This is a genomic window from Pseudonocardia sp. P-1, from assembly GCF_058111925.1.
Map to the genome: position 1 here is coordinate 4740176 of NZ_CM176614.1, position 24774 is coordinate 4764949.

Sequence of the window (24774 nt, forward strand, 5' to 3'; positions counted from 1 at the left end):
CGGCGATGCCGCCTCCGGCACGTTACCCGCTCCGGGTCAGGACGCCACGACGCTCGCCGCCCGGAACGTCTCGCCCGGCATCGCGCGGCGCAGCTTCCAGGTGATCGCGATCGGCTTGCTGCCCTGGTGGGAGACGTACCGGCAGGCGCCGAGGCACAGGAACGGCGCGCCCGGGCCGATGTCGTCGCCGGGGGAGTCCCGTACGAACAGCACCACGTGGCTGCCCTGCTCGGCGTGGGTCAGGTAGCGCCGGCCCGTCCCCGTCTCCGGGGAGGCCGCGTTCTGCGACTCCCAGTGGAACAGGTCGGGCTGCAGCGCGAAGTCCCGGTACATCGTGGTGGGGGAGAAGTCCCGCTCGGTCTTGTGCAGGTTGACCAGCAGCGCGTCGACCCGCGGGACGTCGGCCCAGACCACGCCGGTCGCATGCCCGGATGCCTTGCGGTCGAAGGAGGCCCAGTCCAGGGCGGCCAGGATCTCCTCGCGCCGGTAGTGCGCGTGGCTCTGCAGCGGCACGTTCTGCAGCCCCTCGCCCAGCGAGCGCGGCAGGTGCCGGGCCTGGTCGAGCGTGTACGCGGTCAGCTCGCGGATCTCGGCGCAGACCGCGGGGTGGCGGCGCAGGTGGTCGACCCCGGCCTGGTAGCTGTCGAACCCGCCGCGGTCGGGCCAGAGCTGGAAGAACAGCATCCGGGCCAGCCGCTGCTCGCGCTCGGTCAGCTCGGCGTAGCCCGGACCGGCCGCCTCGGCGACGCGGGCGTAGACGGCGGCCCGCTCGGGGTCGTCGACGTGGGTCAGCATGGCGAGCCGCCGGAGCAGCGCGGTCTCGTCCGGTCCGGTGGCCGGGACGGTCAGGCCCGCGTCCCGGCGGAGCGCCGTCCAGGAGCCCTTGCCGCGGTAGACGTCGGCCAGCTCGCCGCCGGACTCGTGCAGGTAGCGGGCCAGGGCCGACTCGCCGTGCGAACGGACGTCGGCGATGAGGTCCCTGCGGGACAGGCGGAGCCGGCTGCGCACGTTGTCCAGCACGATGTCGCGGGCGACCGGGTCCAGCACCATCGCCGAGCCGGACGGCAGGAACGGGAAGCCCTCCTCGACGTCGCGGACGACCCCGGCCCGGCTGCTGCCGGTCAGAGCCCGGAGGCGCAGGTCGAAGCGGAACTCGCGGCGGTGCTGGCCGATGAAGTCCAGGACGGTGAGCACCGCCTTGTCCGGAGCGCGTCGCAGCCCGCGGCCGAGCTGCTGGAGGAACACGGTCGCGCTCTGGGTGGGGCGCAGCAGCAGGACGGTGTCGACCTGCGGCACGTCGAGCCCCTCGTTGAACACGTTGACGGCGAACAGGCAGTTCACCCGACGGTCCCGCAGCCGCCGCAGGGCGCCGTCACGGTCGTCGCGGGCCGTCTGCCCGGTGACCGCCTCGCTGGGGATGCCGGCCGCGGTGAACACCCGCGCCATGTACTCGGCGTGCGCGACCGAGACGCAGAACCCGAGCGCCCGCATCGCGGTCACGTCGGTGACCTTGGCACGGGTCTCGCGGACGACCTTGGCGGCGCGGGCGTCGTTGCCGGTGTAGAGGCCGTCGAGGGAGACGGTGTCGTAGCTGCCGCGCTTCCACTCGATCCCGGTGAGGTCGACGTCGTCGGCGACCCCGAAGTAGTGGAAGGGCACCAGCAGGTCCGCCGACAACGCATCCCACAGGCGCAGTTCGGCGGCGGTACGCCCCTCGAAGAACAGGTCACGGACGTCGACGCCGTCGGAGCGTTCGGGGGTCGCGGTCAGACCCAGGAACTCGGCGGGCCGCAGGTGGTCGAGCAACGCGCGGTAGGTGGGCGAGGCCGCGTGGTGGAACTCGTCGATCACGACGACGTCGAAGTGGTCGGGCGGGATGTTCTCCACCCCGTAGGACGCCAGTGACTGCACCGAGGCGAACACGTGGTTCCAGCGCTGCGGGCGGTCCCCACCGACGTAGGTCTCGCCGAAGGCGCCGTCGGCGAGCACGGTGCGGTAGGTGCGCCGGGACTGGTCGAGGATCTCCTTGCGGTGCGCGACGAACAGCAGCCTCGGGTGCGCGTGGCGCAGCCGCGCGTAGTCCAGCGCCGCGACGACGGTCTTGCCGGTCCCGGTCGCGGCGATGACGAGGTTGCGGTGCCGGTCGTGCACCTCGCGTTCGGTCGCGAGGGCTTCGAGGATCTGCTCCTGGTGCGGGAACGGGCGGACCTCCAGCCCGGACAACGGGGTGGTGCCGTCCTGGTGACGGCCCAGGGCGTCGGCGAGACGCTGCGAGTCGGCGGGGAGGTCCGGGTCGTAGGAGACGAAGTCGGGCGCAGCCCAGTAGGAGTCGAACGTCGAGGTGAACTTGCGGATCAGCTCCGGCGTGGCCACCGAGGACAGCCGGACGTTCCACTCCAGACCGTCGACCAGCGCGGACCGCGACAGGTTCGAGCTCCCGACGAACGCGGTGTCGAAGCCGGACTCCCGGCGGAACAGCCACGCCTTCGCGTGCAGCCGGGTGGTCGCGCTCGCGTAGCTGACCCTCATCTCGGCGCCGTGCCGCCGGACGAGCTCGTCGACCGCCCGCTGCTCGGTGGCGCCCATGTAGGTGGTGGTGATGACCCGGAACGGGACGCCACGCTCGTGCAGGACGTCGAGCTCGGTCTCCAGCAGCCGGATGCCGTGCCAGCGGATGAACGCGCACAGCAGGTCGACCCGGTCGGCGCTGGACAGCTCGGACTGCAGCGCGGTGTGCAGCTTCGGTTCGCCGGCGGCGTTGGTGAACAGCGCCGCGTCCGACAGCGGGGTCAGGGGGCGCCGGACCTCGTGCACCCCGGGTGCGATCTCCCGGGTGAGCGCGATGAGCTGCTGCAGGTCGGCGGAGAGCTGTTCCTCGCGCTCGACCTGGGCGAGCAGCCGGTTGACCAGCGCGACCCGCTGTTCCGGATCCCGGTCGGCCAGCGCCTGCTCGACGACCGCGGCCACGTGACGGGACAGCACCCGCGGCTGGGTCGCCTCCTCGACCTCGTCCCAGCGCGGGGTCAGGTCGCCGACGGCGGCGAGGGCGGTGTCGAGCCGGGCGGTGCGCAGACGTTCGTGCGCCCCGGCGCGCAGGGGTTCGGTCACGGCGCCAGCTTGCCGGGTCACCCCGACAGAACGGGGACCGTCGCCCATCGTCGCCGGCCGGCCGGCGTGTCACCCGACCGTGCGCCGCCCCCGCTCGCGGTCTCAGCCCCGCCGCCCACCCCGCGGCGGCCAGGACGCGCGCCGCGTCCGCACCCGCACCCCGTCGGTGACCCGCCCACCCGACAGGTCTCCCGCGCGCAGGCAGAAGTGCGTCCACATGTGTAGCTGGATCTCCTTCCCGACCCGCAGCACGTCGAACACCAGCGCCGATGCGCGGTCCCCGGGGCGTGACCAGGCCTCGATGCGGAACTCGAGCCCCCGGCCTGTGTCGCGGGCCGAGAATTCGATCTGACCGGCCTCCAGGTGCCCGGCCAGGGTCGCGAGGCGGAACGACGTCGCGTCACGGTGCACCACGCGCACCGGGCCGTCCCAGGGCGCGGGCATGTGGACGACGTACTCGTCGCCGGGCGAGACCTCCCCGAGCCGGCCGCGCTTCTTGCGGAAGGTGACGACCTCGGAGGGGGCGGCGCGGTCGAGGTCGGCGCACACCCGTTCCATCAGGGCGGCGGCGTCGAGGTCACTGCCGCGGACGTCGACGGTGAAGGTGCGGTGCAGCAGCGGGCCGGAGCCTTCCCCGACGGTCTTGAGGTGCGCGTCGAGGAACTCCTCGGGCAGCGCCGGTGGCAGGTCGGAGGCGTCGCCGGTCTCCGCGGTGCGGTCGACGTGCGGGAGCCGGCGCAGGTAGCGGGTGGAGGCGAGCGCGAGGCCCGCGGGGTAGCGCGCCACCGCACCGGCGCGGCGGACCGGGCCCGGCTGCGGGGTCGGATCCGCCCGGCGTGCGGTGCTGAGCCGGGTCTGCGAGGCGTGGTGCTCCACCGCCGCGGCCAGCCGCTCCGGGTCGGCGACGGTCACCGTCACCCCGGGGTGGCGCAGCGCGCCGAGTGGGTCGAGTGCCGGGACGGGGCGGTGGAACCGGATGCACACCCCGCGCTCGGTGGCGCTGCCGAACGTCACGCCCCGGTCGGCGAGCGACAGCCGGACGCCGAGCGCCTTCACCGCGCGGAACGGGCCGGTGATCTGCGCCCCCGCGAGGTTGCGGACCGGTGTGACGAGCGAGAAGTGGCCGAAGCGGATCCGCAGGCCGTCGCTGTCGAGGTCGACGTGGGCGTCGGATGCGTCGCACACCCCGAACGGCAGCAGCGCCGCACCGAAGCGCGGGTCGAGGTCGAACGGATGCCGGCGGGGTGGTGGGGCGGAGTCGGACACACGCGCGGGTACCCGGTCCGGCCGGATCGACGCCGGCCGTCCGCTCACCCCCGCGCCCGCTTCATGATCACCACGACCTCGAGCGCCTGCCCGTTGCCCGACGAGGGCACGAGGGTCCCCACCGCCTCCCATCCCTGCGTCCCGAGCTCGTTCAGCTCCTGCTCCATCCCGGCGTAGTCGAAGCCCTTTCAGCCGAGCTTGTACTTCAGCAGCTTGTGGTCGAACATCTCTCTCCCTCTCGATCGATCATGTGATGGACAGCGGTCAGTGGTCGGCCCGCAGCAGCGTCGCGAGCCGGACGAGCACGTCGACCTGGGCCGGGTTGTACAGCTCCTGCATCGCCGCGTTCGTCGTCTCGGCGAGCACCCGGGCCCCGCGCGGGGCGTCGTCGTCCGGGCCGCGCAGCTCCGGGTGGGCCTCCTGCACCCGACGCACGTGCGGCAGCATGCGCTCGGCGAGGTCGCGGCGGACGTCCTCCCCGGCGTCGGCGTGCAGCGTGTCGAACTCGCCGTCGGTGGGGTCGGCCGGCATGTCGCGCAGTAGCGCGCCGTACGCGGCGAGCTTGCGCGGCCCCATGACCCGGGTCATGAGCAGTACCAGCGAGCGGTCCGCGTCGGTCAGCGACGACGCCTGCGCGGGTACCAGCTCGACCGGCAGGTCCGCCGGTGCGCGCCGATCCAGGATCGCGGCGAGCTCGACGCGCGCCCGCTGCAGCCGGTCGACGGTGGCGGCCAGCTCGGCATCGAGTGTGCGCAGCGCCTGCTCGGGGTGGTCACGGTCGTCGAGGGTGTCGGCGATCTGCGGCAGCGAGAACCCGAGGTCGGCCAGGCGCTTGATGCGCAGCAGCCGGACCAGGTGCTCGACGCCGTACTGCTTGTAGCCGTTCGCCCGTCGTGCGGGCTCGGTCAGCAACCCCACCTCGTGGTAGTGCCGCACCGCCCGCAGGCTGGTGCCGGCCAGCTCGGCGATCTCCCGGGTGCTCCACGTCATGGGGCGAGCCCACACCGTGCCGTCGCGGCACGGTCAAGCGGGCAGTGACCTGAACCACAGGATGGGCCCTCGGGCTTGAGTGTGCCGTGGCGGCACGGCCTTCCCTCGTTGCAGCACATCACGACGAGGGAGGACGGCATGACCATGACCGAGCCGCAGCACGACAGGACCCGCGACCGAGCCACCCCGAGCCTGCTCGACCAGATGGGCGGGACCGCGGGGTTCGTCTACTCGACGATCCCGGTGATCGTGTTCGTGACGGCGAACGCGTTCCTGTCCCTGCCGCTGACCATCGGCATCGCCGTCGCGACCGGCCTGGCCCTGTTCGGGTACCGGCTGCTGCAGCGGGAGAAGTTCAGCTCGGCGGTCGGCAGCCTGCTCGGCGTCGCGCTGGCGGCCGGGATCGTCGCCTGGACCGGGTCGGCGCGCGACTTCTTCGTGATCGGCATCTGGGCCTCCCTGGCCGGGTTCGTCGTCACGGCCGGGTCGCTGCTGGCCCGCCGGCCGATCACCGGCGTGATCTGGAACGCCGTCCACGGGGGCACGCACCCCTGGCGCTCGACGCCCGCGGTCCTGCGCGCCCACGACCTCGCCACCGGTGCCGCGGCGCTGGTGCTCGGCGCGCGGTTCGGGATCCAGCAGTGGCTCTACGTCGCCGAGGCGACCGGCGGGCTGGGCATCGCCCGGGTCGCCATGGGCACACCGCTGACCGTGCTGGCCGCGCTGGTGGTCGTCTGGGCGTTCCGGCGCAGCACCAAGGCCCTGGTCCGGTGAGCACGCTGCGACGCAGCCCGGCACTGTGGCTCGCCGCCTACGGGCTGACCCTGCTCGGCGGCGGGATCATGGCGGCGGTCCTGCCGCTGCTGGTCCTGCAGCGCACCGGGGACGTGCTGGCCGCGGGCGTGCTGGCGACGGTGACGACCACGGCGTCCGCGCTGACCGGGCTGGTCTCGGGGCTGGTCGTGGACCGGGTCGACCGCAGGCTGGTCACGGTCGTCGCCGGGGTCCTGGGGGCCGCGGTGGTGGCGGCGCTGCCGGTCGTCGACGCGCTGTGGGGGCTCGGCATGACCGCCTTCCTGGTGCTCGGCGTGCTCGGCGCGGTCGTGCGGGTGCCCGCGATGACCGCGCAGGAGGTCCTGCTGCCGGCACTGGTCCGGCTCGACCCGCGGCCCGGCCGGCTGGACCGCCTGATCGCGCTGCGGGAGAACCTGGCCAACGTGCTGCTGCTGGCCGGCCCGGCGATCGGCGGTCTGCTGGTCGCGCTGGCCGGCCCGGCGTCGACGGTGCTGGTGGTGACCGCGTCGACGAGCCTGCTCGCGGCGCTGACCGCGGCGCTGCTGGACCCGCGGGCCGGACGGGTCGAGGGGGTTCTGCGCACCGCTCCGGGGGGTGCGGTGCGCAGGGCCGTGCGGGATCTCGCGGCGTCGTGGGTGTTCCTCGCCGGGCAGCGGCTGGTGCTCGGGGCGACGCTGGTGTCGGCGGTGCTGGTCGCCGTCATCGCGGCCCTGCAGACGACGCTGATGCCCGCCTACTTCACGGCGCTGGACCTGCCCGCGCTCGCCGGGCTGACGCTGAGTGCGCTCGCCGCGGGCGGGCTGGCCGGCTCCGTGCTGTACGCGGCGCTGGTGAACCGGGTGCGGCGCCGGACCTGGTTCGTGGTCGGGATGCTCGGCTTCGGCACCGGCTTCGCGCTGGTCGGGAGCCTGGCCTCACCGTGGGTGGTGCTCGGCGCCGCCGCGCTCGTGGGGTTCACCAACGCCCCGGTCGGCGCGGTGCTCGGGGTCCTCACCATCGAGGCCACCCCGGACGCCCTGCGCGGCCGCGTCCTCGGGGCGCAGAACACCCTGCTGCTCGCCGCGCCCGCACTGACCGCGGCGCCGGTCGCGGCGCTGGCGTCCGCGGTCGGCCTCGGCGCCGCCGGGATCGCGCTCGCCGCGGTCGCGGTCGGCACCGCGCTCGTCGCGCTGGTGGCGCCCGCGTTCCGTGACCTCGGCGAGCCGGGTACGGGCGACGCCGCCGCCCCGGCCCCGGCGACGGCGGGTGCCCGGTGAGCCGACGGCTGCGGCCGCTGCGCCGCCACCGGATCCCGACCGCGTTGTGACCGCCGCCCCGACCGCCATCCCGACCGCCACCCCGACCCCGGAGACCACCATGGCCCTGCCCGACCGGATCCCCGCCCGCGACCTGCTGCGCATGCCCGACCGCACCGCCGCCACGATCTCCCCGGACGGCACCCGTATCGCCTTCCTGGCCCCGTGGAAGGGACGCCTGAACGTGTGGGTGTCCGATGTGGACGGCAGCGGTGAGCGCTGTGTCACCGCCGACGAGACCCGCACCGTACTGCGCTACCTCTGGACCGACGATCCCCGCTACCTCCTCTACCTGCAGGACACCGGCGGCGACGAGAACTGGCACGTGTTCCGCGTCGACCTGACCGCGCCGGACGCGCCCGCGGTGGACCTCACCCCGTTCGAGGGCGCGACGACCTTCGGCCTCGAGCAGCGCCCGGAGCGGCCCGGGACGCTGCTGCTGCAGAGCAACGCCCGCAACCCCGTGGAGTTCGACCTGTGCGAGCTCGAGGTCGCGACCGGGGAGATGACGGTGCTCGCGCAGAGCCCCGGCGGCGGCGACGGCTGGATCCTCGTCGGCGACGAGCTGCTGCGCGAGACCCTCACCGCGGACGGCGTCGCGCAGGTGTGGCGCGGCGACGACCTGGTCGCGACCGTCGACGGTGACGCCCATCCGATCGGCGTGTACCCCTACGAGCCGACCCCGGACGGCACCGGCATCTGGGTCGGCACGTACGGCGACGGCGACCGGCTGCACCTCGGCCGGCTCGACACCACCACCGGCGAGGTCACCGAGGTCGACCGGCACCCCGAGCACGACATCGACATCCGCGCCCAGATCTTCCCCAGCCTCCCGTCGGCGCTGATCCGGCACCGGGCCACCGGGGAACTGCTCGGCGTCCGCTACCTCGGTGCGCGCCAGGAGATCCGGGCCGTCGACCCGGACTTCGCCGAGGTGCTCGTCGCGTTGCGCGACCTGTGCGACGGCGACCTGTCCAGTGTCTCCGGCGACGTCGAGGGCCGACGCTGGGTCGCGACCTTCGTCCACGACCGCGACCCCCAGACCTGGTTCCACGACCGCGCCACGGGGGAGTCGCGGCTGCTGTTCCGCCCGCGCGCCGACCTCGACCCGGCACAGCTCGCGCCGGTCGAGGCGGTCACGATCACCGCCCGCGACGGACGGGAGATGCCCGCCTACCTGACGCTGCCGGTCGGCGTCGCGCCCGAGGGGCTGCCGCTGGTGCTGATGCCGCACGGCGGGCCGTGGGCCCGGGACTGGTGGGGCTTCGACGCGAGCGTGCAGCTGTGGGCGAACCGCGGCTACGCGGTGCTGCAGCCGCAGTTCCGGGGGTCCTACGGGTTCGGCCGCGCCCACATGGAGGCCGCGGTCGGGGAGTTCGCCGGCGCCATGCACGACGACCTGATCGACGCCGTCGACTGGGCCGTCGCCCGCGGGTACGCCGACCCGGACCGGGTCGCGATGTTCGGCGGCTCCTACGGTGGCTACGCGACCCTGGTCGGGGTCGCGTTCACCCCGGACCGCTTCGCCGCGGCGGTGGAGTACGTCGGCATCTCGAACCTGGCGGACTTCCTGCGCACCGTGCCGGAGTTCACCCGGCCCGGCCTGGTCAACAACTGGTACCGCTACGTCGGCGACCCGGCCGACCCGGCGCAGGAGGCCGACATGCTGGCCCGCTCGCCGATCACCCGGGCCGACGACATCCGCACCCCGCTGATGGTGGTGCAGGGCGCCAACGACGTCCGGGTGGTGCGCGCCGAGTCCGACAACCTCGTCGCGGCGCTACGCGGACGCGGGGTCGACGTCGACTACCTGGTGTTCGACGACGAGGGGCACGCCATCGTCAACCCGGAGAACCTGGCCACCATGTTCGAGGCCGCCGACCGCTTCCTCGCCACCCACCTCGCGCCCCGCGCGGACCGATGAGTCCGCACACCCGGCGCGGTCCACCCCGGTGGACCACCCACCCCGCCGGAAGGACCCGTCCATGACCACCCCCGAGCTCCTCGAGGTCACCGCCTGCCCCACCGCCGTCGTCCGCGGCACGGTCCCGGTCACCGACCTGCCCGCGTTCTTCGACCGCGCCTACTCCGTCCTCCCCGGGACCGTCTCGGGGCAGGGGGTGACGGTGACCGGACCGGCGTTCGCGCTGTACCGGGGGCCGCTGACGACGACCGCCGACCTCGAGACGGGGTTCCCCACCGACCGGGAGGTCACCCCGGACGGCGACGTCGTCGCCGGCTCGCTCCCCGCCTGCCGGGTGGCCCGCGTCGTCCACGCCGGGTCGTTCGACGGGCTCGGCGCCGCCTGGCAGCGGCTGGGGGAGTGGGTCGCCGGCCAGGGCCTGCGCGGCGGCGACGTGTTCTGGGAGGTCTACCTCACCGAGCCGTCGCCGGACATGGACCCCGCCGACCTGCGCACCGAGCTGAACATTCCGGTGACCTGACCGGAGCGGCACCGATCGGGAGGAGTGGGACCGCGGATCGCGGGTAGGCGCTGAGCGACCCTGTCGTCGCCGCAAGAGGACGTGTTCGTGACCGATACCGCCGCCGTGGTCGCCCAGCTCCGTGTGCTGGAGCAGCTGACCCGCACCGAGAACCGGATCGCGGGCCTGCGCACCGTGCAGGCCCGCACCGACGAGACCCGCCGCGAGCTCACCGACAACGCCCGCCGCGCCGAGGCCCGCCTCGGCCGCATCCAGGACGCCCTGCGCGAGCTCGACGCCGTACCCGACCTGGTCGGTGCCGTCGGCGGCCGGATCCTCGCGTTCGTGAAGAGCCAGGTCGAGCAGGCCCAGCGCTTCGACGAGGCGCTGCTCGGCGACCTCGCGCTGGAGCGGCAGCTGCAGGACCGCGCCCGCTACCTGCAGGCGCTGACCGCGTCGGGGCCCGACCGGGTGCACCGCCTCGCCGGCGAGCTCGTCGAGGCCCACACCGAGACCGTCGAGTGGCTGACCACCGTGCTCGCCGAGGAGGCCGTCGGCGGGCCCGCGCCGCTGCGGGCCACCCCGCTGCAGGTCGTGCGCGGCGCCGTCACCGACGTCGTGCGGCTCCCGGCCCGCCTCGGCGCCGTCGGCCTGAACCGGGCCGGGCACGAGCTGTCCCGGGCCGGGGAACGGGTGCGGCGCACCGCGTCGGCACTCGGCGACGGCGCCGACCGCGCCGGGCGCGACGCCGCCGACGTCCTCGGCTCCGGGCTGGACGCCGCGCTGGAGCGCGCCGAGGACATCGCCCGCCGCGAGCGGGCCGGCGACGCCGCCCGGGCGCTGCACGACACCCGCCGGTCCCGCGGCGCGCTCGGCGCCGGCGAACTCCCGGTCGACGGCTACGACGATCTGTCCGTCCCCGACGCGGCCCGCGCCGTCCGCGAGCTCGACGCGCCCGAGGACGTGCAGGCCGTGCTGCGCTACGAGGAGCAGCACAAGAACCGGGCGGGCGTGCTCACCGCGGCCCGCACCCGGCACGCCGAGGTGGCCCGCGAGACGGTCGCGCACTGACGTGGCGCCCATGCTCCTGACCCCGCCCGGGGTCTACCGCCCGCAGTCGGACTCGCAGATGCTGGCCCGCGCCGTCGCCGTCTCCGGGCGGGCCCGCGGGGCCGTGCTCGACCTGGGCACCGGCACCGGGACCGTGGCGCTCGCCGCGGCCCGCTGCGGTGCCGGCGCGGTCACCGCGGTCGACCTGTCACGGCGCGCCGTGCTCGCGGCACGGGTCAACGCCCGGCTGCACCGCACTGCGCTGACCGTGCACCGCGGTGATCTGTTCGGCCCCGTCGACGGCCGGCGGTTCGACCTCGTCACCGCCAACCCGCCGTACGTGCCGTCGCACACCGACCGGCTCGTCCGCCACCGCCGGGCCCGCAGCTGGGACGGCGGCCGCGACGGCCGCGCCGTGATCGACCGCATCTGCGACGGCGTCGCCGCCCACCTCGGACCGGGCGGCGCGCTGCTCATGGTGCACAGCGCGGTCTCCGGGGTGCAGGCCTCGCTGGACCGGCTCGCCGCGGCCGGGCTCACCGTGCGGGTCACCGACCGGTCCCGGATCCCGCTCGGCCCGGTGATGCGGGCCCGTACCGCGCTGCACGAGGCCCGCGGCCTGGTCGAGCCCGGCGCCGCCGACGAGGAGCTCGTGGTGATCGAGGCCGTCCGTGGGTCGTGAGACCGGCGCCGGGCCCGCCCGGGTGCGGCTCACCGACGACGGCCCGGTCCTGGTGACCGGCCCGGTGGAGGTCGAGCTGCCCGACGGCACCCGGGTGACGTCGCGGCGCCCGGTCACCGCGCTGTGCACCTGCCGGCGCACCCGCCGTCCGCCGTTCTGCGACACCAGCCACTGCACCCGCGTGCGACAGGAGGACCCGACGTGACCGCACCCCCGCACCCGGGCACCGGGACCGCGCCGCTGCCGGCGGCGCGCGGCCCGCTGTCCGGCGCCGTCCTGGCCCGGCTGGGCGGGGATCCCGCCGCGCTGCCCGCCGCGGGCGACGCCGACCCGTGGGGCGAGGACCTGCACCTGGCCCTGCACTGCTGCTACGAGCTGCACTACCGCGGCTTCGCCGGGGTCGGCGACGAGCACGAGTGGGACGTGGCGCTGCTCGGCCTGCGCGTGGCGCTGGAGGACCGGTTCCTGGCCGCCCTGCGTGCTGCGGTCCCGCCCGGCGACGACGTCGACGCGACCGTCGCCGAGCTGCTCGTCGAGCCGGTCGGGCCGGGCGCGGAGACCGGCGTGACCCACCACCTGCTGCGCCGCGGCGAGCTGTGGCAGCTGCGCGAGTACGTCGTGCACCGCTCGATCTACCACCTGAAGGAGGCCGACCCGCAGGCCTGGGTGATCCCGCGGCTGCCCCCGGCCGCCAAGGCGGGCTTGGTCACCGTCGAGCACGACGAGTACGGCGCGGGCGACGCCGCGGGCATGCACGCCGTGCTGTTCGCCGGCATGATGCGCGACCTCGGCCTGTCCGACGCCTACGGCGCGCACGTCGACGCCGTCGGTGCCGAGACCCTCGCCGAGGTCAACTTCATGTCGCTGTGCGGGCTGCGGCGCAGCCTGCGCGGCGCGCTGGTCGGGCAGTTCGCGCTGGTCGAGCTGACCTCCTCGCCCGGATCGGAGCGCCTGGTCCGCGCGATGCGCCGGCTCGGCTGCGGCCCCGCCGCCCTCCGCTTCTACGACGAGCACGTGGAGGCCGACGCCGTGCACGAGCAGGTCGTGCGCCGCGACGTCCTCGCCCCGCTGCTGCGGACCGAGCCCGGCCTGGCCGCCGACGTCGTGTTCGGGATCCGGGCCGCCGGGCTGCTCGGCGACCGGCTCGGCGGGCACGTGCTGGCCCGCTGGGCGGCGGGGGAGCCGAGCCTGCGCCGGCCGCTCGACGACGGGCCGGGCCGGTGACCGCCGCCCCGGTCGAGCTGGAACAGGGCTCCTTCTGGGACGACACCGACGAGCTGCGCGCCCGCCTCGCCGAGCCGCTGCCGCGGATCCCGCCCTGGTTCGGCTACGACGCGCTCGGCTCGGAGCTGTTCGAACAGATCACCGAGCTGCCGACCTACTACCTGACCCGGTGCGAGCGGGCGCTCCTGGAGCGGTACGGCACCGACATCGCGGCCCGGCTGGGCTGCCCACGCGTCGCCGAGCTCGGGTCCGGGAGCGCGAAGAAGACGCGGCTGCTGCTCGAACACTGCTCGGCGGCCCGGCCGACGACCTACCTGCCGATCGACGTGAGCCGCGAGATGCTCGTGCTCAGCGCCGAACGCATGGCGGACCTGCCGGGGCTGACCGTCACCGGGCTGTGGGGGCGTTACGAGGCCGGCCTCGACCGGCTGCGCGACGACGGCGGCGCCCCGGTGGCGGTGCTGTTCCTCGGCGCCAACATCGGCAACACCACGGCCGACGAGCGCTCCGCGCTGCTCGCCCGGATCGGCGCCACGCTGCGCCCCGGCGACGCGCTGCTGGTGTCCGCGGACCTCGTCAAGCCCGCCGCGGTGTTCGAGTCCTGCTACAACGACCCGCCCGGACACGACGCCTTCGCCCGGTTCCGGCTCAACCACCTCGACCACCTGGCACGCCGGTTCGGCGGGAGCGTCGCCCTCGACGCGGTGCACCCGGCGGCGCACTACGACGCCGCCGCCGACGTCGTCGACGGGCGGCTGTGGGCGCGCCGGGACCAGACCGTGGTGCTGCCGGGCCTGGACCGGACGCTGGAGCTGCGTCGCGGCGACAGCCTCAACGTCGGGTTCTAGGCGAAGTTCGAGCCCGACCGGCTGCGCACCGACGTGGCCCGGCACGGGTTGCGGGCCGAGGCCGAGTGGGTCGACGACGAGCACCGCTACGGGCTGTTCCTGTTCCGTCGGGACTAGAGCACCAGGACGACCTTGCCGGTCACGTGACCCTGTTCGACCAGGGCGAGCGCCGCCCCGGCCTCGGCCAGCGGCCGGACCTCGCGCACCAGCGGGTCGAGCTCCCCGGCCGCGACGAGGGCGGCGAGCGCGTCGAGCACCGCGGTGCTGCGGTCGCGGGTGACGTCGCGGCCGCCCAGCTGCGCGACCAGCGGCTTGTCCGCGATCGAGTACAGCGTCGCGGGCGGGACGAGCCCGGCCACCGCGCGCAGGGCGTCGCCGCCGACCAGGTCCAGGGCGCCGTCGACGCCGCCGGGCGCGGCCGCGCGGATCCGGTCGGCGACGCCGTCGCCGTAGGCCACCGGGACGGCGCCGAACCCGGCGAGCAGGGCGTGCTTGCCGGGGCTCGCCGTGCCGACGACCGTCAGCCCACGGCGGCGGGCCAGCTGCACCAGCGGCAGGCCGACCCCGCCGCCCGCCCCGTTGACCAGCAGCGTCGCCCCGGCGGGCAGGTCGAGGTTCGTGAGGGTGTCCCAGGCGGTGCCCGCGGCGACCGGCAGCGCCGCCGCCTGCTCGGGCGAGACCTCCGGCGGGCGGTGCGCGGCGAACCCGGCGGTGACCCGCGCCCGCGGCGCCCAGCCGCCCTGCATGTCCGGGCAGCCGCCGAACACCTCGTCGCCGGGGGCGAACCCGGTGACGCCGTCGCCGACCTCCAGCACGGTCCCGGCGACCTCGCGGCCGAGCACCGCGGGCCCGGCGACGCCGTAGTCGCCGTCGCGCATCCGCCAGTCGCCCGGGTTGACCCCGGCCGCCCGGACCCGCACGAGCAGCTCACCCGGCCCGGGCCGCGGCTCTGAGACCTCGACGAACCCCTGCTGCTCCGGGCCACCCGCCGCCACGAACCCGTACCCGCGCACCCGCCACCTCCGTGATCGGTCCTGGGCGCCCACGCTACGTCCGGCGGGCCCGGGATGCGCGAAGATCACGATCCGGTATACCGTTAGCATATGCAACGGACTGTGCCGACCGCGTCCGACCGCCTCCTCCGGGCCCGTGACCGGTTCGTCGCCTCCGACCCCGGCCTCGTCCGGCTCGTCTCGGCGGTCCGCGCCGTGCTGGCGATCGCCAGCACGCTGGGTGTGGAGTACCTCGTCGCGACGACGACGGGCACCCCGCCACTGGTGCCGATGATGCTCGGGGCGGTGGTGGCGATGCTGGCCTCGTTCGGGGTCGTCGACGCCACCCGCGCAGGGCAGGCGGTCACGCTGTGCTTCCTGGCCCTGTCGATGCTCGCCGGGATGGGCGTGGCGCTGCTCGTCGACCGGAACCGGCTCGCGTCGCTGACCGCGTTCGTCGTGGTGGTGTTCGTCGCGGTCTGGGTACGCCGCTTCGGGCTGCGGTACTTCGTGTGCGGCATGGGCGGGTTCATGGGCTACTTCTTCGCCCTGTTCCTGAGCCTGCGTCCGGAGATGCTGCCGGGGGTCGCGTTCGTCGTCGCGGTCGCGATCGTCTGGGTGATGCTGCTGACGCTGGTGCTGCTCCCGATCCGCAACGACCGGGTGCTGCGCCGGATGCTGCGCTCGTTCGAGGCGCGGCTCGCCGGTCTCGCCGGGACCGTGCTGGCCCTCGACGGGCACGCCCTCGGCACCGCGGAGCGGGAGCGCGCCGAGGCCCGGCTGGCGAGCCTTCTGGTCCGGGTGAACGAGGCCGCGCTGGTCATCGACGGGCAGCTGGGGACCCCGGCCGCCGTCGCCGACGACGACGCCGCCCGGATCGTCCGCCGGGCGGTGTTCGACGCCGAGCTGGCCGTCACCGCGCTGACCCGGGTCGGCCCCGGCGCCCTGGACTGCGACGACGCCCGCGCGGTCCTCACCGCGCTGCACGGCGGCCGCTGGGACGCGGTGCGCGAGCGGGCCGGACGGGTCGCCGACCGGGTGGCGGCCCCGGGTCCGCGCCGGCTCGCCGTCGACGCCACGGTGCTCGCCGACGCCCGTGCCGACTGGACCGCCGCCCTCGACACCGCGCCGGAGGGCGCCCTCGACACCGCGCCGGAGGGAGGTCCCGCGACGGTCGGGGAGGCAGCCGCGTTCGCCCCCGCGGTCCAGCTCTTCGCGGGCAACCTGCCCGGCTCGGCGGGCACGGTGACCCGGCTGCACCGCCCGCCGGACCCCGGCCGTCCCGCCTCGCGGCTGTCGCTGACCACCCGCCAGGCCGTGCAGGTCGCGGTGGCCACCGCGGTCGCGATCGCGGTGGGCGACGCGCTGTCCGAGCAGCGCTACTACTGGGCGGTGCTGGCCGCGTTCATCGCCTTCACCGGCACCGCGACCGTCGCCGAGACGGTGCGGAAGGCCGCGCACCGCATCGTCGGCACCATGATCGGCCTGGTCGGCGCGATCGCGCTGGTGCCGGTGCTGGGACCCGACGTCGCCGTGGTGCTGCCGGTGATCCTGCTCAGCATCTTCGGCGCGCTCTACCTGTTCCGGCTCTCCTACGCGCTGATGATCTTCTTCATCACGCTGATGCTCGGCGAGCTCTACGCGCTGCTCGGCACCTTCACGGTGGACCTGATGGTGCTGCGCCTGGAGGAGACCGTGGTCGGCGGTCTGATCGGCTGCGCGGTGTCGGTGCTCGTGCTGCCCACCCGCACCCGGTCCGCCGCCGAGGAGGCCCGCCGCGGGCTGCTCGACGCGCTGGCCGAGCTGCTGGGCACGGTCGACCGGGCGCTGCGCCGGCCCGGCCCGTGCGAGGACCTGCGTGCCGGGGCGCGCGCACTCGACGCCGCGCTGCATCAGACGCTGCTGCTGGGGCGTCCGCTGACCCGGACCTGGCTGGGCTCCACCCACCGCGACGTCGTGCACGGGCTGACCGCCTGCACCGCCGTCGCCGAACACGCGCGGCGCCTGGCCCGCTCCGCCGAAGGGGTGTCGGGGACCCCGGCGCTGACCGCGGGCTGTGCGCGCCTGGCGCAGCTCACCGCGGACGCCGTCGCCGGGCGGCCGGTGCCCGCGGGCAGCTGCGCGGCCGTGCTCGACCTGCTGATCGGCCCGGCCGGCGGGACCGGACGCGGCGCCGCGCTCGCCCGCGAGGCCGGGCTGCTGGCCGCCGAGCTCCCGGCGCTGCTGGAGACCGGCGAGAACGGGCCCGCCCCGGCCACGGTCGGGCGGGTCCGCGGACCCGACGGCGCACCCGCCGCGGCGACGGTCACCGTCGTCGACGGGGCGGGCCGTCAGCTGGACCGCGTCACCACCGGCGACGACGGCGGGTTCGCCGTCCGCGTGCCGGCCGGGACGCACCTGCTCGTCGCCGCACCGGCCGTCGCCGGGCCCGCGCCCTTCGGCGAGCACGTGCACCTGGGGCCGGGGACGGTGCTGCCGGACGTGGTGCTGGCCGCGCCCCTCGCCCGTCCGGTGCCGGTGCCCGTGCCGGCCGGGGTCGGCGCCCCGCTGCGCGGACCGGCGCGGGCGGTCGGGCGGGCGTGCGTCCGGCACGCCTGAGCGCGGGCGGGCTCAGGGCGGCGGGGCCAGCTCCGCGTCGAGCCCAGCGCGGAGATCGCCGTCGACGAGATCGCGCTGACCCCGTCGGGGCAGACACGGAAGCTCCTGCCGGCCGAGCGGGCGGAGCGGGACCTGCAGCCCGGCGGCTCAGGCGGGTGGGTCAGTCCGCGTCGCGCTCCGCGGCGAGTGCCTTCCCTGCGCGCACGAGCACGTCGAGCTGGGCGCGGTTGTACAGCTCCCGCATCGCCCGGCCGAGGGTCTGCTCCGCCCGCTGCTCGCCGACGGGTGCGTCGGTGTTCGGCGCGACCAGGCCGGGATGGGTCTCGTAGAGCGCGCGCATGTAGGGCACCATCCGGTCGGCGAGCTCCTGGCGGGTGGTCTCGTCGGCGTCGGCCGGGAGCGTGTCGAACCGGTTCTGCGTCGGGTCCGGGCGGGCGTCGGCCAGCATGTCCGCGACGGCCTGCAGCCGCTCCGAGCCCAGCACCCGCGGAAGGACGAGGGTGAGCGACCGGTCGGCCTCGGACATCGGCTGGTCGGCGGCCGCGGCGAACTCGGTGGGCAGGTCGGTGGGCGCGGCACCGTCCAGGATCAGGGCCAGCTCGGTGCGGGCCTGCTGCAGCCGCTCGATGGTGGCGGCCAGCTCGGCGTCCAGCGCGCGGGCGGCCTCCTCCGGGTGGGCGTCGGCGTCGTTCATCTCGGAGATCTGGGTCAGCGAGAACCCCAGGTCGACGAGCCGCTTGATCCGCAGCAGCCGGACCAGGTGCGCCACCCCGTACTGCTTGTAGCCGTTCGCGCGCCGATCGGGCTCGGCCAGCAGCCCGATGTCGTGGTAGTGCCGCACCGCCCGCAGGCTGGTCCCCGCCAGCTCGGCCACCTCACGGGTACTCCAGGTCACGACGTCCCCCTCGTCCGGTTCCTGCTCCTTCCTGCAGCCTGCCGTATCCGGCGGGTCAGCGTCCCGAGTGGGCCTCGGCGTAGTGGTCGAAGAACAGTGCCGCGGTCAGCTCGCCGCGCCCGGACACCCCGAACTTCGCGAACAGCCGCTTGACGTGGTCGAGCACCGTGTACTCGCTCATCCCGCACTCGCGGGCGATCCGCCGGTTCGACGCCCCCCGGGCGAGCGCGGCGAGCACCTGCCGTTCACGCGGGGTGAGGCCCTTGCTGCGCACCACGAGGTCGGCGACCTGGTGCGGGCGCACCTCCTCCACGACGACGGCGAGCGCCCCACCCAGCGGCGACGCCCGGAACGACAGCCACCGGCCGTCGGTCAGCGGGACCGTGCCCTCGGCCGGCAGGCCCGCGGCCCGGCGCGCCGCGACCGCCTGCACCACCTGCGGGACGGCGTCGCCGCCGAGCAGGGCACGGGCGTCGTCGGACAGGTCGAGCACCCGGCCGTCGGCGTCGGTGAGGATCGTCCCGGCCGGGGCACCGCCGACCAGGTCGCGCCCCGTCCGCACCAGCGTGTCGCGCAGGGCCTCGCCGAGCGGGCGGGCGACCGCCGAGGCCGCGGCGACGTCCGCGGCGGCGAACGTGCCGCCCGCCCGCAGCAGCACCGCCGCGCCCCAGGTGGTGCGGCCGTCGTGCAGCGGTACCCGCAGCTCGTCGGTGAACCCGCGCGGGGCCAGGACGTCGCGGTAGCGGGCGCTGGCTGCCGGGTCGCCGCCGGTGACGGCGCTGAGCGCCCCGGCCCGGCCGGTCGCGGCGACGTCGGTCAGCTTCAACACGTCGTCGACGCGGTACTCGTTGTCGAACACCGCGTTCTCGAACGCCACGTCGCGCTCGACGCCCACCAGCACGCAGTCCGACCACAGCAGCGTCGCCGGGTCCAGCACCGCCCACACCGCGAGGTCGGCGGGGACCCGGCGGGCGAGCGCCGCGGCGGCACGACGACGCAGCTCGGCGTGGTCGGCCACGGGGCCACGCCCCTGGAAGCAGGGATGGGACCGGCACCTGCCGCTCCCTACCGTCGTCCCAGCAGCACACCCCACAGGAGGCCGCCATGGAAGCCAGGATCATCACGACTGACGACGCCGACGCGTTCGGCATGCCGCACACCCGGGCCGTCCCGCTCGCGACCGGCGCCGACACCGGCGACGCCTGGGAGGCACTCGAGCTGACGCTGGGCCCCGGGGCCGCGTCGCCGCCGCACACGCTGTCCGCGGACAAGGTGTTCTACCTGGCCGCGGGCGAGCTCCATGTGGACCTCGGCGGTGTCACCCACCGGCTGCGCGCCGGGGACGTCGCGCACGTCCCGGCCGGGGTGCTGCACCGCTACCGGGTCGACACCGACGCCCGGCTGGTCGTGCTGGTGACGGGGGCGACGCAGGTGCCGTTCCTGCGCGGGATGAGCGAGCTCGGGCGCTCCGGCCCGCCCGCGCCGGACGCGGTCGCCGCGCACGCCGCCGGGCACGGGGTGCGGATCGCGGCACCGTCGGCGGGCTGACCGGACGGTCCCCGTGATGCCAGACTGCGCCGGAGGAGGTCGGCATGGCGGTGGTGGTGATCGTCGGCTGCGGCGCGATGGGCTCGGTGTACGCCGGGCTGATGGCCGACGCCGGGCACGAGGTGCACGCCGTCTGCCGGCGTGCCGGGCACACCGCGGCACTGCGGGAACGCGGCCTGCGGGTGACCGGGCACAGCGGTGACCGCACGGTCGCACTCGCCTCGGCGGTCCTCGACGCCGCCGACGTCGCCCTCGACCGGCCCGCGGACCTGGTGGTCGTCGCGACCAAGGCCTACGACGTCGCCGTCGCCGCGCGGTCGTGCGCGCACCTGGTCGGCCCGGGCACCGTCGTGCAGACCATCCAGAACGGGCTCGGTTCCCCGGAGGTCGCGGCCGCCGAGCTGGACCCGGGGCGGATCGCGGTCGGCGTCGTCGGCGGGTTCGGGGCGTCGCTGCCCGAGCCGGGCGTCGCGCACCACAACGGCATGGAGATGGTCCGCTTCGGCTCCTACGACGGGCTGCCCGCGGCACAGCTGGAGGCCTCGGCGGAGATCTGGCGCTCGTCGGGCTTCGGGGTCGCGCTCCACACCGACCTGGGCCGGATGGTGTGGGAGAAACTGGTCATGAACGCGGCGTTCTCCGGCTCGACCTGCCTGACCGGGCTCACCATCGGCGGGGTGCTCGAGGACCCCGACGCCTGGGCCGTCGCCCGCGCCTGCGCGGCCGAGGCCGTCGCGGTGGCGGCGGCGTCCGGGGTGACCCTGCAGGTCGGCGACCCGATCGACCACGTCCGCCGGCTCGGCGGCGCCATCCCGCACGCCCGCCCGTCGATGCTGCTCGACGCGCTCGCCCGGCACCGCTGCGAGGTCGACGCCATCAACGGGGCGGTGGCCCGCGAGGGCGCCCGGCTCGGCGTCCCGACCCCGGTCAACGACACCGTCGCCCGGACCGTCCGGGCCCGCGAGAGGACCTGGCTGTGACCGAGCACCTCATCCGCTACTCCGGCCGCGGCGGCTTCACCCCCGGCGTGATCGCCCGGGCCCAGGGGAGCACCGTCACCACCGAGGACGGCCGGGAGCTGCTCGACTTCACCTCCGGGCAGATGAGCGCGATCCTCGGGCACTCGCACCCGGAGATCGTCGCGACCGTCCGCGACCAGGTCGGCCGGCTCGACCACCTCTACAGCGGAATGCTGTCGCGGCCGGTGCTGGAGCTGTGCGAGCGGCTGTGCGCCTCGGTCGGCGGCGGACTGGACCGGGCGATGCTGCTGACCACCGGTGCGGAGTCCAACGAGGCCGCGATCCGGATGGCCAAGCTCGTCACCGGCCGGCACGAGATCGTCTCCTTCACCCGGTCCTGGCACGGCATGACCCAGGCCGCGGCGAACGCGACCTACGTCGCCGGCCGCGCCGGGTACGGGCCCGCCGCCCCCGGCAACTTCGCGCTGCCGGTGCCCGACCGCTACCGCCCCGACCTCGTCGACGACGCCGGGGAGCTCGACTGGCGCCGCCAGCTCGACCTCGGGTTCGCCCTGATCGACGCCCAGTCCGTCGGCAGCCTCGCCGCCTGCATCGTCGAGCCGGTCCTGTCCTCCGGCGGGGTCGTCGACCTGCCGCCGGGCTACCTGGCGGCGCTGCGCGACAAGTGCCACGAGCGCGGCATGCTGCTGATCCTCGACGAGGCCCAGACGGGTCTGTGCCGCACCGGCGACTGGTACGCCCACCAGCGCGACGGGGTGGTCCCCGACATCCTCACGCTGTCGAAGACGCTCGGGGCCGGCCTGCCGCTCGCCGCCGTCCTCACCACGGCCGCGATCGAGAAGGTCGCGCACGAGCGCGGCTTCCTGTTCTTCACCACCCACGTCAACGACCCCCTCCCGGCGGCGGTCGGGCTCACCGTGCTCGACGTGCTCACCCGCGACCGGCTCGACCTGCGCGCCCGCGAGTTGGGCACGCTGCTGCAGGACGGCCTGCGGGACCTGGCCCGCACGACCGGGATGATCGGCGACGTCCGCGGCCGCGGCCTACTGGTGGGCCTGGAGCTGGCGGGCTCCGACACCGACGCGCTCGGGGCGGCCGTCACCGCGCGGTGCGCCGAGCTGGGGCTGCACATGAACATCGTGCAGCTGCCCGGCATGGGCGGGACGTTCCGGATCGCGCCGCCGCTGACCGCGACCGAGGCCGAGATCCGCCGCGGCGTGGACATCCTCGGCACGGCCCTGGGGGAGGTGGCTCAGCCCTCGACGGCGGCCGTGCGCCGGTCCGGTGTCGCAGCGACGTGACGGCTCGCGCTCGGCGACCTCGCGGTCACGGGGCCCGGATACCCGTCAGCGCGGCGTGACGATCGTCAGCTTCCCGTCTGGCCGGACCCGTACCGCCGCCCCGGCCGGGTCGCCGGCGAGCAGCTCCGGCAGCTCGTCGTCGCGACCGCACCCGATGAACCGCGCACCGCCGTCGTCGAGCCTGCCGACGACGACCGCGTGCCGGCTGCCGTCGCGGTCGTGGCGCACCGTCCAGGTCTCGACGGTCGCCGCGCCGTCGGCGGCGGTCGTCGTCGGGACGGTGGGAACGGCGTCGAGCCGGGCCTGGAGCGCGGCGCTGTCGTCGTCGCGCCAGGGGGCGGGGCGGGTGGAGTAGACCCCGGCGGAGTACTTGGACAGGAACCCGCCGTTCGCGCCGACCAGGCCGTACGTACCCGGGTCGGCCCGCAGGCGTCGCACGACCTCGGCGACCGCGTGCATCGAGTAGTCGTTCCCCGGCCCGCCGAAGAACGGCAGCCCACCGGTGACCGTGAGCCCGCGCGGGTCGTCGGCGGCCAGCCCGAGGGGGTCGGCGACCGAGGACACCGCGATCGGGAAGCAGGAGTACAGGTCGATCGCGGCGAGGTCGTCCACGCGGGTCCCGGCGCGGTCCAGGGCGTGCCGGACGGCGGCCTCGGCGGCCGGGTAGGCGCCCAGGTCGGGGCGGTCGAGCACGGCGCGCTCGGTGAGGTCGGCGTGGCCGTGCAGGAACACCCACCGCTGCGGGTCGATCCCCAGGTCGTGGGCGGTGCCGACCGAGGTGAGGACGACCGCGGCGCCCTGGTTGACCTGGTCGCGCGAGACGAGGAACCGCGGGTACGGATCGGTGATCATCCGGTTGCGGTCGTCGGTCGTGACGAGTTCCTCGGGCGTTCGGACCCGCGGCGCGGCGGCGTGCGGGTGCCCGGCGGCGACCCGGGTGAACGGAGCGAACAGCTCGCCCATCCCGTGGGCGTGGGCGTCCCGGCCGAGGCCGAGCCGGGCGCGGCGGGCGTTCTCGCACAGCGCGTAGTAGGCGGCGGGGGAGAGCACGCCGTGCGCCTCGGCGACCGGGCTGCGCAGCTCCGAGCCGTACCCGCGGTCCTCCAGCGTGCCGCCGACGTGCTCGCCGTGGTCGGGCCGCTCGGCCTCGGGGCGCGACATCAGGTCCCGCACGGTCGACATCGCCTCGGCCCCGACGAGCAGCACCGCCCCGGCCTCCCCGCGGGCGATCGCGCCGGCGAACTCGCCGACGAGCCGCTGCGGGGACTGCCCGCCGACGACGTCGAGCACCGCCCGCCGCGGGTCGGCGCCGACGCGGCGGGCGACCGCGCGCGGGTAGTTGTCCGCCCGGCCCAGCGGCGCGACCGCCCCGGGCACCGACATCTCGAACTGCCGCACCCCCGCGACGACGGTCAGCGCCGCCGCCACCGCGGCCGGGTCCGCACCGGTGTCGACGAGCGCCGCGGCGGCCGCGGCGGCACCGAGCCCGACCGGTGACAGCGCGGCGTAACCGGGCTCGCCGATCCGCTCGGAGGCCTCCCCGACCCCGACGACGACGGGTGTCCGCGGGTCGAGGCTCATCCGACCAGCCCCGCGAGCGCGGCGATGCGCTGCTCGCAGTCGTGCGCCATCTCCCGGGTGATCTCGCCCGCGCCGCGCAGCTCGGTGAACGCGCCGACGACCTGCCCGACGAAGAACGACTGCAGCTCTGTCGCGCCGGGGTTCCCGGCGTCGGCGGCGGCGTCGATGCTCGACCAGGCCTGCAGGGTCAGCAGCGGCTGCAGCGGCATCGGCAGCGGCGCCGGCGCGCCGGGTGCGGACCACGCGTCGTGGTAGGCGCTGCGCAGCTGCCGGGCGGGCTTGCCGGTCCGGGCGGGGGAGCGGACGGTGTCGCCGCTGCCCGCGGCGAGGAACTTGCGCTTCACCGACTCCGGCGCCACGTCCTCCACACTGGACAGCCACACCGAGCCGCACCACACCCCGGCCGCGCCGAGCGCGAGCGCGGCGGCCATCTGGTCGCCCGAGGCGATGCCGCCCGCGGCCAGCACCGGCCGGTCCCCGGCGACACCGACGATCTCCGGGGTCAGCACCGTCGTCGCGATGGTGCCGGTGTGCCCACCGGCCTCGGTGCCCTGCGCGACGAGCACGTCGACCCCGGCCGCGAGCTGCCGTTCGGCGTGCCTGCGGGTCCCGACCAGCGCGGCGACGACCGTCCCGGCGTCGTGCGCGCGCTCCACGAGGTGCGGCGGCGCGGTGCCGAGCGCGTTCGCGACGAGCGCCGGCCGGTGGGCGAACACCGCGTCGAGCTGCGCCTCGGCGCCGCGCCGGCTCATCCCCGCCGCGATCGCGTCGCGCCCGGGGTCGACCGGCACCCGCGGGATGCCGTAGCGGTCGAGCAGGTCGTCGACGAAGGCGAGGTGCTCGGCCGGGAGCTGCGCACGCAGCGCGGCGACGAGGTCCTCCCGGTCGGCCCCGGTGTCGGCGGTCTTCTCCGGGACGAGCAGGTCGACCCCGTAGGGCCGCCCGTCGAGCTGCTCCTCGATCCAGGTCAGCTGCGCGTCGAGCTCCTCGGCGGTGTAGGAGACCGCGGCGAGCACCCCGAACCCCCCGGCGCGGCTCACCTCGGTCACCACCGCGGGGGACCGGTTGAACCCGACGATCGGGTGCTCGACGCCCAGCAGATCGGTCAGCGCTGTCCTGATCACACCGGTGAGCGTATTACGGACGGACACCGTCCAGAAGTGGGTCGGTGGTCACAGCACCGTCTGGCAGGATCGCC

22 protein-coding genes are annotated in these 24774 nt (G+C 75.6%); 13 read left to right on the plus strand and 9 right to left on the minus strand.

Going from position 1 to position 24774, the window contains the following annotated elements:
- Positions 1-36: 36 nt before the first annotated feature.
- The 4 genes from AC0GKK_RS23330 to AC0GKK_RS23345 all read right to left on the minus strand — a co-directional run bounded on the left by AC0GKK_RS23330 (position 37) and on the right by AC0GKK_RS23345 (position 5364).
- Positions 37-3108 (minus strand): DEAD/DEAH box helicase, encoded by a 3072-nt coding sequence (locus AC0GKK_RS23330; protein ID WP_489882520.1) that lies wholly within the window; start codon positions 3106-3108, stop codon positions 37-39.
- Between the two features lie 102 nt (positions 3109-3210).
- Complete coding sequence (locus AC0GKK_RS23335) at positions 3211-4374, minus strand: DUF1990 family protein (RefSeq protein WP_482638005.1); 1164 nt, start codon at positions 4372-4374, stop codon at positions 3211-3213.
- A 44-nt stretch (positions 4375-4418) separates the two neighbouring features.
- Positions 4419-4541: a DUF4177 domain-containing protein gene (locus AC0GKK_RS23340; RefSeq protein ID WP_489882521.1), complete on the minus strand. Its 123-nt coding sequence runs from the start codon at positions 4539-4541 to the stop codon at positions 4419-4421.
- A gap of 97 nt (positions 4542-4638) precedes the next feature.
- Positions 4639-5364, minus strand: coding sequence for a MerR family transcriptional regulator (locus tag AC0GKK_RS23345; RefSeq protein ID WP_489882522.1), 726 nt, complete (start codon positions 5362-5364; stop codon positions 4639-4641).
- A gap of 138 nt (positions 5365-5502) precedes the next feature.
- Between AC0GKK_RS23345 and AC0GKK_RS23350 the strand changes: the two genes are divergently transcribed.
- The 9 genes from AC0GKK_RS23350 (at position 5503) to AC0GKK_RS23390 (ending at position 13681) form a co-directional block, all read left to right on the plus strand.
- Positions 5503-6138, plus strand: a complete 636-nt coding sequence (locus AC0GKK_RS23350; protein WP_100878273.1) for a DUF3159 domain-containing protein — start codon at positions 5503-5505, stop codon at positions 6136-6138.
- Complete coding sequence (locus AC0GKK_RS23355; protein ID WP_357439729.1) at positions 6135-7415, plus strand: MFS transporter; 1281 nt, start codon at positions 6135-6137, stop codon at positions 7413-7415. The genes AC0GKK_RS23350 and AC0GKK_RS23355 overlap by 4 nt, the downstream gene beginning before the upstream one ends.
- Positions 7416-7461: 46 nt before the next feature.
- Positions 7462-9378 carry a S9 family peptidase gene (locus AC0GKK_RS23360; protein WP_489882523.1) on the plus strand — a complete coding sequence of 639 codons (1917 nt, stop codon included), beginning with the start codon at positions 7462-7464 and terminating at the stop codon, positions 9376-9378.
- 61 nt (positions 9379-9439) lie between these two features.
- Positions 9440-9898, plus strand: coding sequence for a GyrI-like domain-containing protein (locus AC0GKK_RS23365; RefSeq protein ID WP_489882524.1), 459 nt, complete (start codon positions 9440-9442; stop codon positions 9896-9898).
- An 87-nt stretch (positions 9899-9985) separates the two neighbouring features.
- The gene (locus AC0GKK_RS23370; RefSeq protein WP_489882525.1) at positions 9986-10948 is read left to right on the plus strand and encodes a DUF8129 domain-containing protein; all 963 of its coding nucleotides are present in this window, start codon (positions 9986-9988) and stop codon (positions 10946-10948) included.
- A gap of 10 nt (positions 10949-10958) precedes the next feature.
- A complete protein-coding gene (locus tag AC0GKK_RS23375) occupies positions 10959-11609 on the plus strand; it encodes a HemK2/MTQ2 family protein methyltransferase (RefSeq protein WP_489882526.1) in 651 nt (216 codons plus the stop codon).
- A complete protein-coding gene (locus AC0GKK_RS23380; protein WP_489882527.1) occupies positions 11599-11814 on the plus strand; it encodes a CDGSH iron-sulfur domain-containing protein in 216 nt (71 codons plus the stop codon). The genes AC0GKK_RS23375 and AC0GKK_RS23380 overlap by 11 nt, the downstream gene beginning before the upstream one ends.
- Positions 11811-12833 carry an iron-containing redox enzyme family protein gene (locus tag AC0GKK_RS23385; RefSeq protein WP_251786521.1) on the plus strand — a complete coding sequence of 341 codons (1023 nt, stop codon included), beginning with the start codon at positions 11811-11813 and terminating at the stop codon, positions 12831-12833. The genes AC0GKK_RS23380 and AC0GKK_RS23385 overlap by 4 nt, the downstream gene beginning before the upstream one ends.
- Positions 12830-13681, plus strand: coding sequence for an L-histidine N(alpha)-methyltransferase (locus tag AC0GKK_RS23390; protein WP_489882528.1), 852 nt, complete (start codon positions 12830-12832; stop codon positions 13679-13681). The genes AC0GKK_RS23385 and AC0GKK_RS23390 overlap by 4 nt, the downstream gene beginning before the upstream one ends.
- A gap of 113 nt (positions 13682-13794) precedes the next feature.
- Here AC0GKK_RS23390 and AC0GKK_RS23395 read toward each other — a convergent pair whose 3' ends face one another.
- Positions 13795-14694, minus strand: coding sequence for an NADP-dependent oxidoreductase (locus AC0GKK_RS23395; RefSeq protein WP_405416064.1), 900 nt, complete (start codon positions 14692-14694; stop codon positions 13795-13797).
- Positions 14695-14784: 90 nt separating this feature from the next.
- Here AC0GKK_RS23395 and AC0GKK_RS23400 point away from each other — a divergent pair, with 90 nt between their 5' ends.
- Positions 14785-17271, plus strand: a complete 2487-nt coding sequence (locus AC0GKK_RS23400) for an FUSC family protein (protein ID WP_489882529.1) — start codon at positions 14785-14787, stop codon at positions 17269-17271.
- 160 nt (positions 17272-17431) lie between these two features.
- On the opposite strand, the gene AC0GKK_RS23405 is transcribed toward AC0GKK_RS23400, so the two are convergent.
- Complete coding sequence (locus AC0GKK_RS23405) at positions 17432-18166, minus strand: helix-turn-helix domain-containing protein (protein ID WP_489882530.1); 735 nt, start codon at positions 18164-18166, stop codon at positions 17432-17434.
- Between the two features lie 55 nt (positions 18167-18221).
- Positions 18222-19184: a helix-turn-helix transcriptional regulator gene (locus AC0GKK_RS23410; RefSeq protein WP_489882531.1), complete on the minus strand. Its 963-nt coding sequence runs from the start codon at positions 19182-19184 to the stop codon at positions 18222-18224.
- 86 nt (positions 19185-19270) lie between these two features.
- Between AC0GKK_RS23410 and AC0GKK_RS23415 the strand changes: the two genes are divergently transcribed.
- Genes AC0GKK_RS23415 through AC0GKK_RS23425 form a run of 3 tightly spaced genes read left to right on the plus strand, consistent with a single transcriptional unit; the run spans position 19271 to position 21995 of the window.
- On the plus strand, positions 19271-19714 hold the full coding sequence (locus tag AC0GKK_RS23415) for a cupin domain-containing protein (protein ID WP_489882532.1): 444 nt from the start codon (positions 19271-19273) through the stop codon (positions 19712-19714).
- A gap of 44 nt (positions 19715-19758) precedes the next feature.
- A complete protein-coding gene (locus tag AC0GKK_RS23420; protein WP_489882533.1) occupies positions 19759-20694 on the plus strand; it encodes a ketopantoate reductase family protein in 936 nt (311 codons plus the stop codon).
- A complete protein-coding gene (locus AC0GKK_RS23425) occupies positions 20691-21995 on the plus strand; it encodes an aspartate aminotransferase family protein (RefSeq protein WP_489882534.1) in 1305 nt (434 codons plus the stop codon). Before AC0GKK_RS23420 ends, AC0GKK_RS23425 begins: the two co-directional genes overlap by 4 nt.
- Positions 21996-22040: 45 nt before the next feature.
- Here AC0GKK_RS23425 and AC0GKK_RS23430 read toward each other — a convergent pair whose 3' ends face one another.
- Together AC0GKK_RS23430 and AC0GKK_RS23435 are read right to left on the minus strand one after the other, a co-directional pair.
- Positions 22041-23576 (minus strand): acetyl-CoA acetyltransferase, encoded by a 1536-nt coding sequence (locus AC0GKK_RS23430; RefSeq protein ID WP_489882535.1) that lies wholly within the window; start codon positions 23574-23576, stop codon positions 22041-22043.
- On the minus strand, positions 23573-24700 hold the full coding sequence (locus tag AC0GKK_RS23435) for an NAD(P)H-dependent flavin oxidoreductase (RefSeq protein ID WP_357440680.1): 1128 nt from the start codon (positions 24698-24700) through the stop codon (positions 23573-23575). The genes AC0GKK_RS23430 and AC0GKK_RS23435 overlap by 4 nt, the downstream gene beginning before the upstream one ends.
- Between the last annotated feature and the right edge of the window lie 74 nt (positions 24701-24774).

What these genes read in the sequence shown, in the direction of transcription:
- AC0GKK_RS23340 (WP_489882521.1), bottom strand. Translation starts at nt 4,541, where the DNA reads ATGGAGCAGGAGCTGAACGAGCTCGGGACGCAGGGATGGGAGGCGGTG.
- AC0GKK_RS23345 (WP_489882522.1), bottom strand. Translation starts at nt 5,364, where the DNA reads ATGACGTGGAGCACCCGGGAGATCGCCGAGCTGGCCGGCACCAGCCTG.
- AC0GKK_RS23350 (WP_100878273.1), top strand. Translation starts at nt 5,503, where the DNA reads ATGACCATGACCGAGCCGCAGCACGACAGGACCCGCGACCGAGCCACC.
- AC0GKK_RS23365 (WP_489882524.1), top strand. Translation starts at nt 9,440, where the DNA reads ATGACCACCCCCGAGCTCCTCGAGGTCACCGCCTGCCCCACCGCCGTC.
- AC0GKK_RS23375 (WP_489882526.1), top strand. Translation starts at nt 10,959, where the DNA reads ATGCTCCTGACCCCGCCCGGGGTCTACCGCCCGCAGTCGGACTCGCAG.
- AC0GKK_RS23400 (WP_489882529.1), top strand. Translation starts at nt 14,785, where the DNA reads ATGCAACGGACTGTGCCGACCGCGTCCGACCGCCTCCTCCGGGCCCGT.
- AC0GKK_RS23415 (WP_489882532.1), top strand. Translation starts at nt 19,271, where the DNA reads ATGGAAGCCAGGATCATCACGACTGACGACGCCGACGCGTTCGGCATG.
- AC0GKK_RS23420 (WP_489882533.1), top strand. Translation starts at nt 19,759, where the DNA reads ATGGCGGTGGTGGTGATCGTCGGCTGCGGCGCGATGGGCTCGGTGTAC.
- AC0GKK_RS23430 (WP_489882535.1), bottom strand. Translation starts at nt 23,576, where the DNA reads ATGAGCCTCGACCCGCGGACACCCGTCGTCGTCGGGGTCGGGGAGGCC.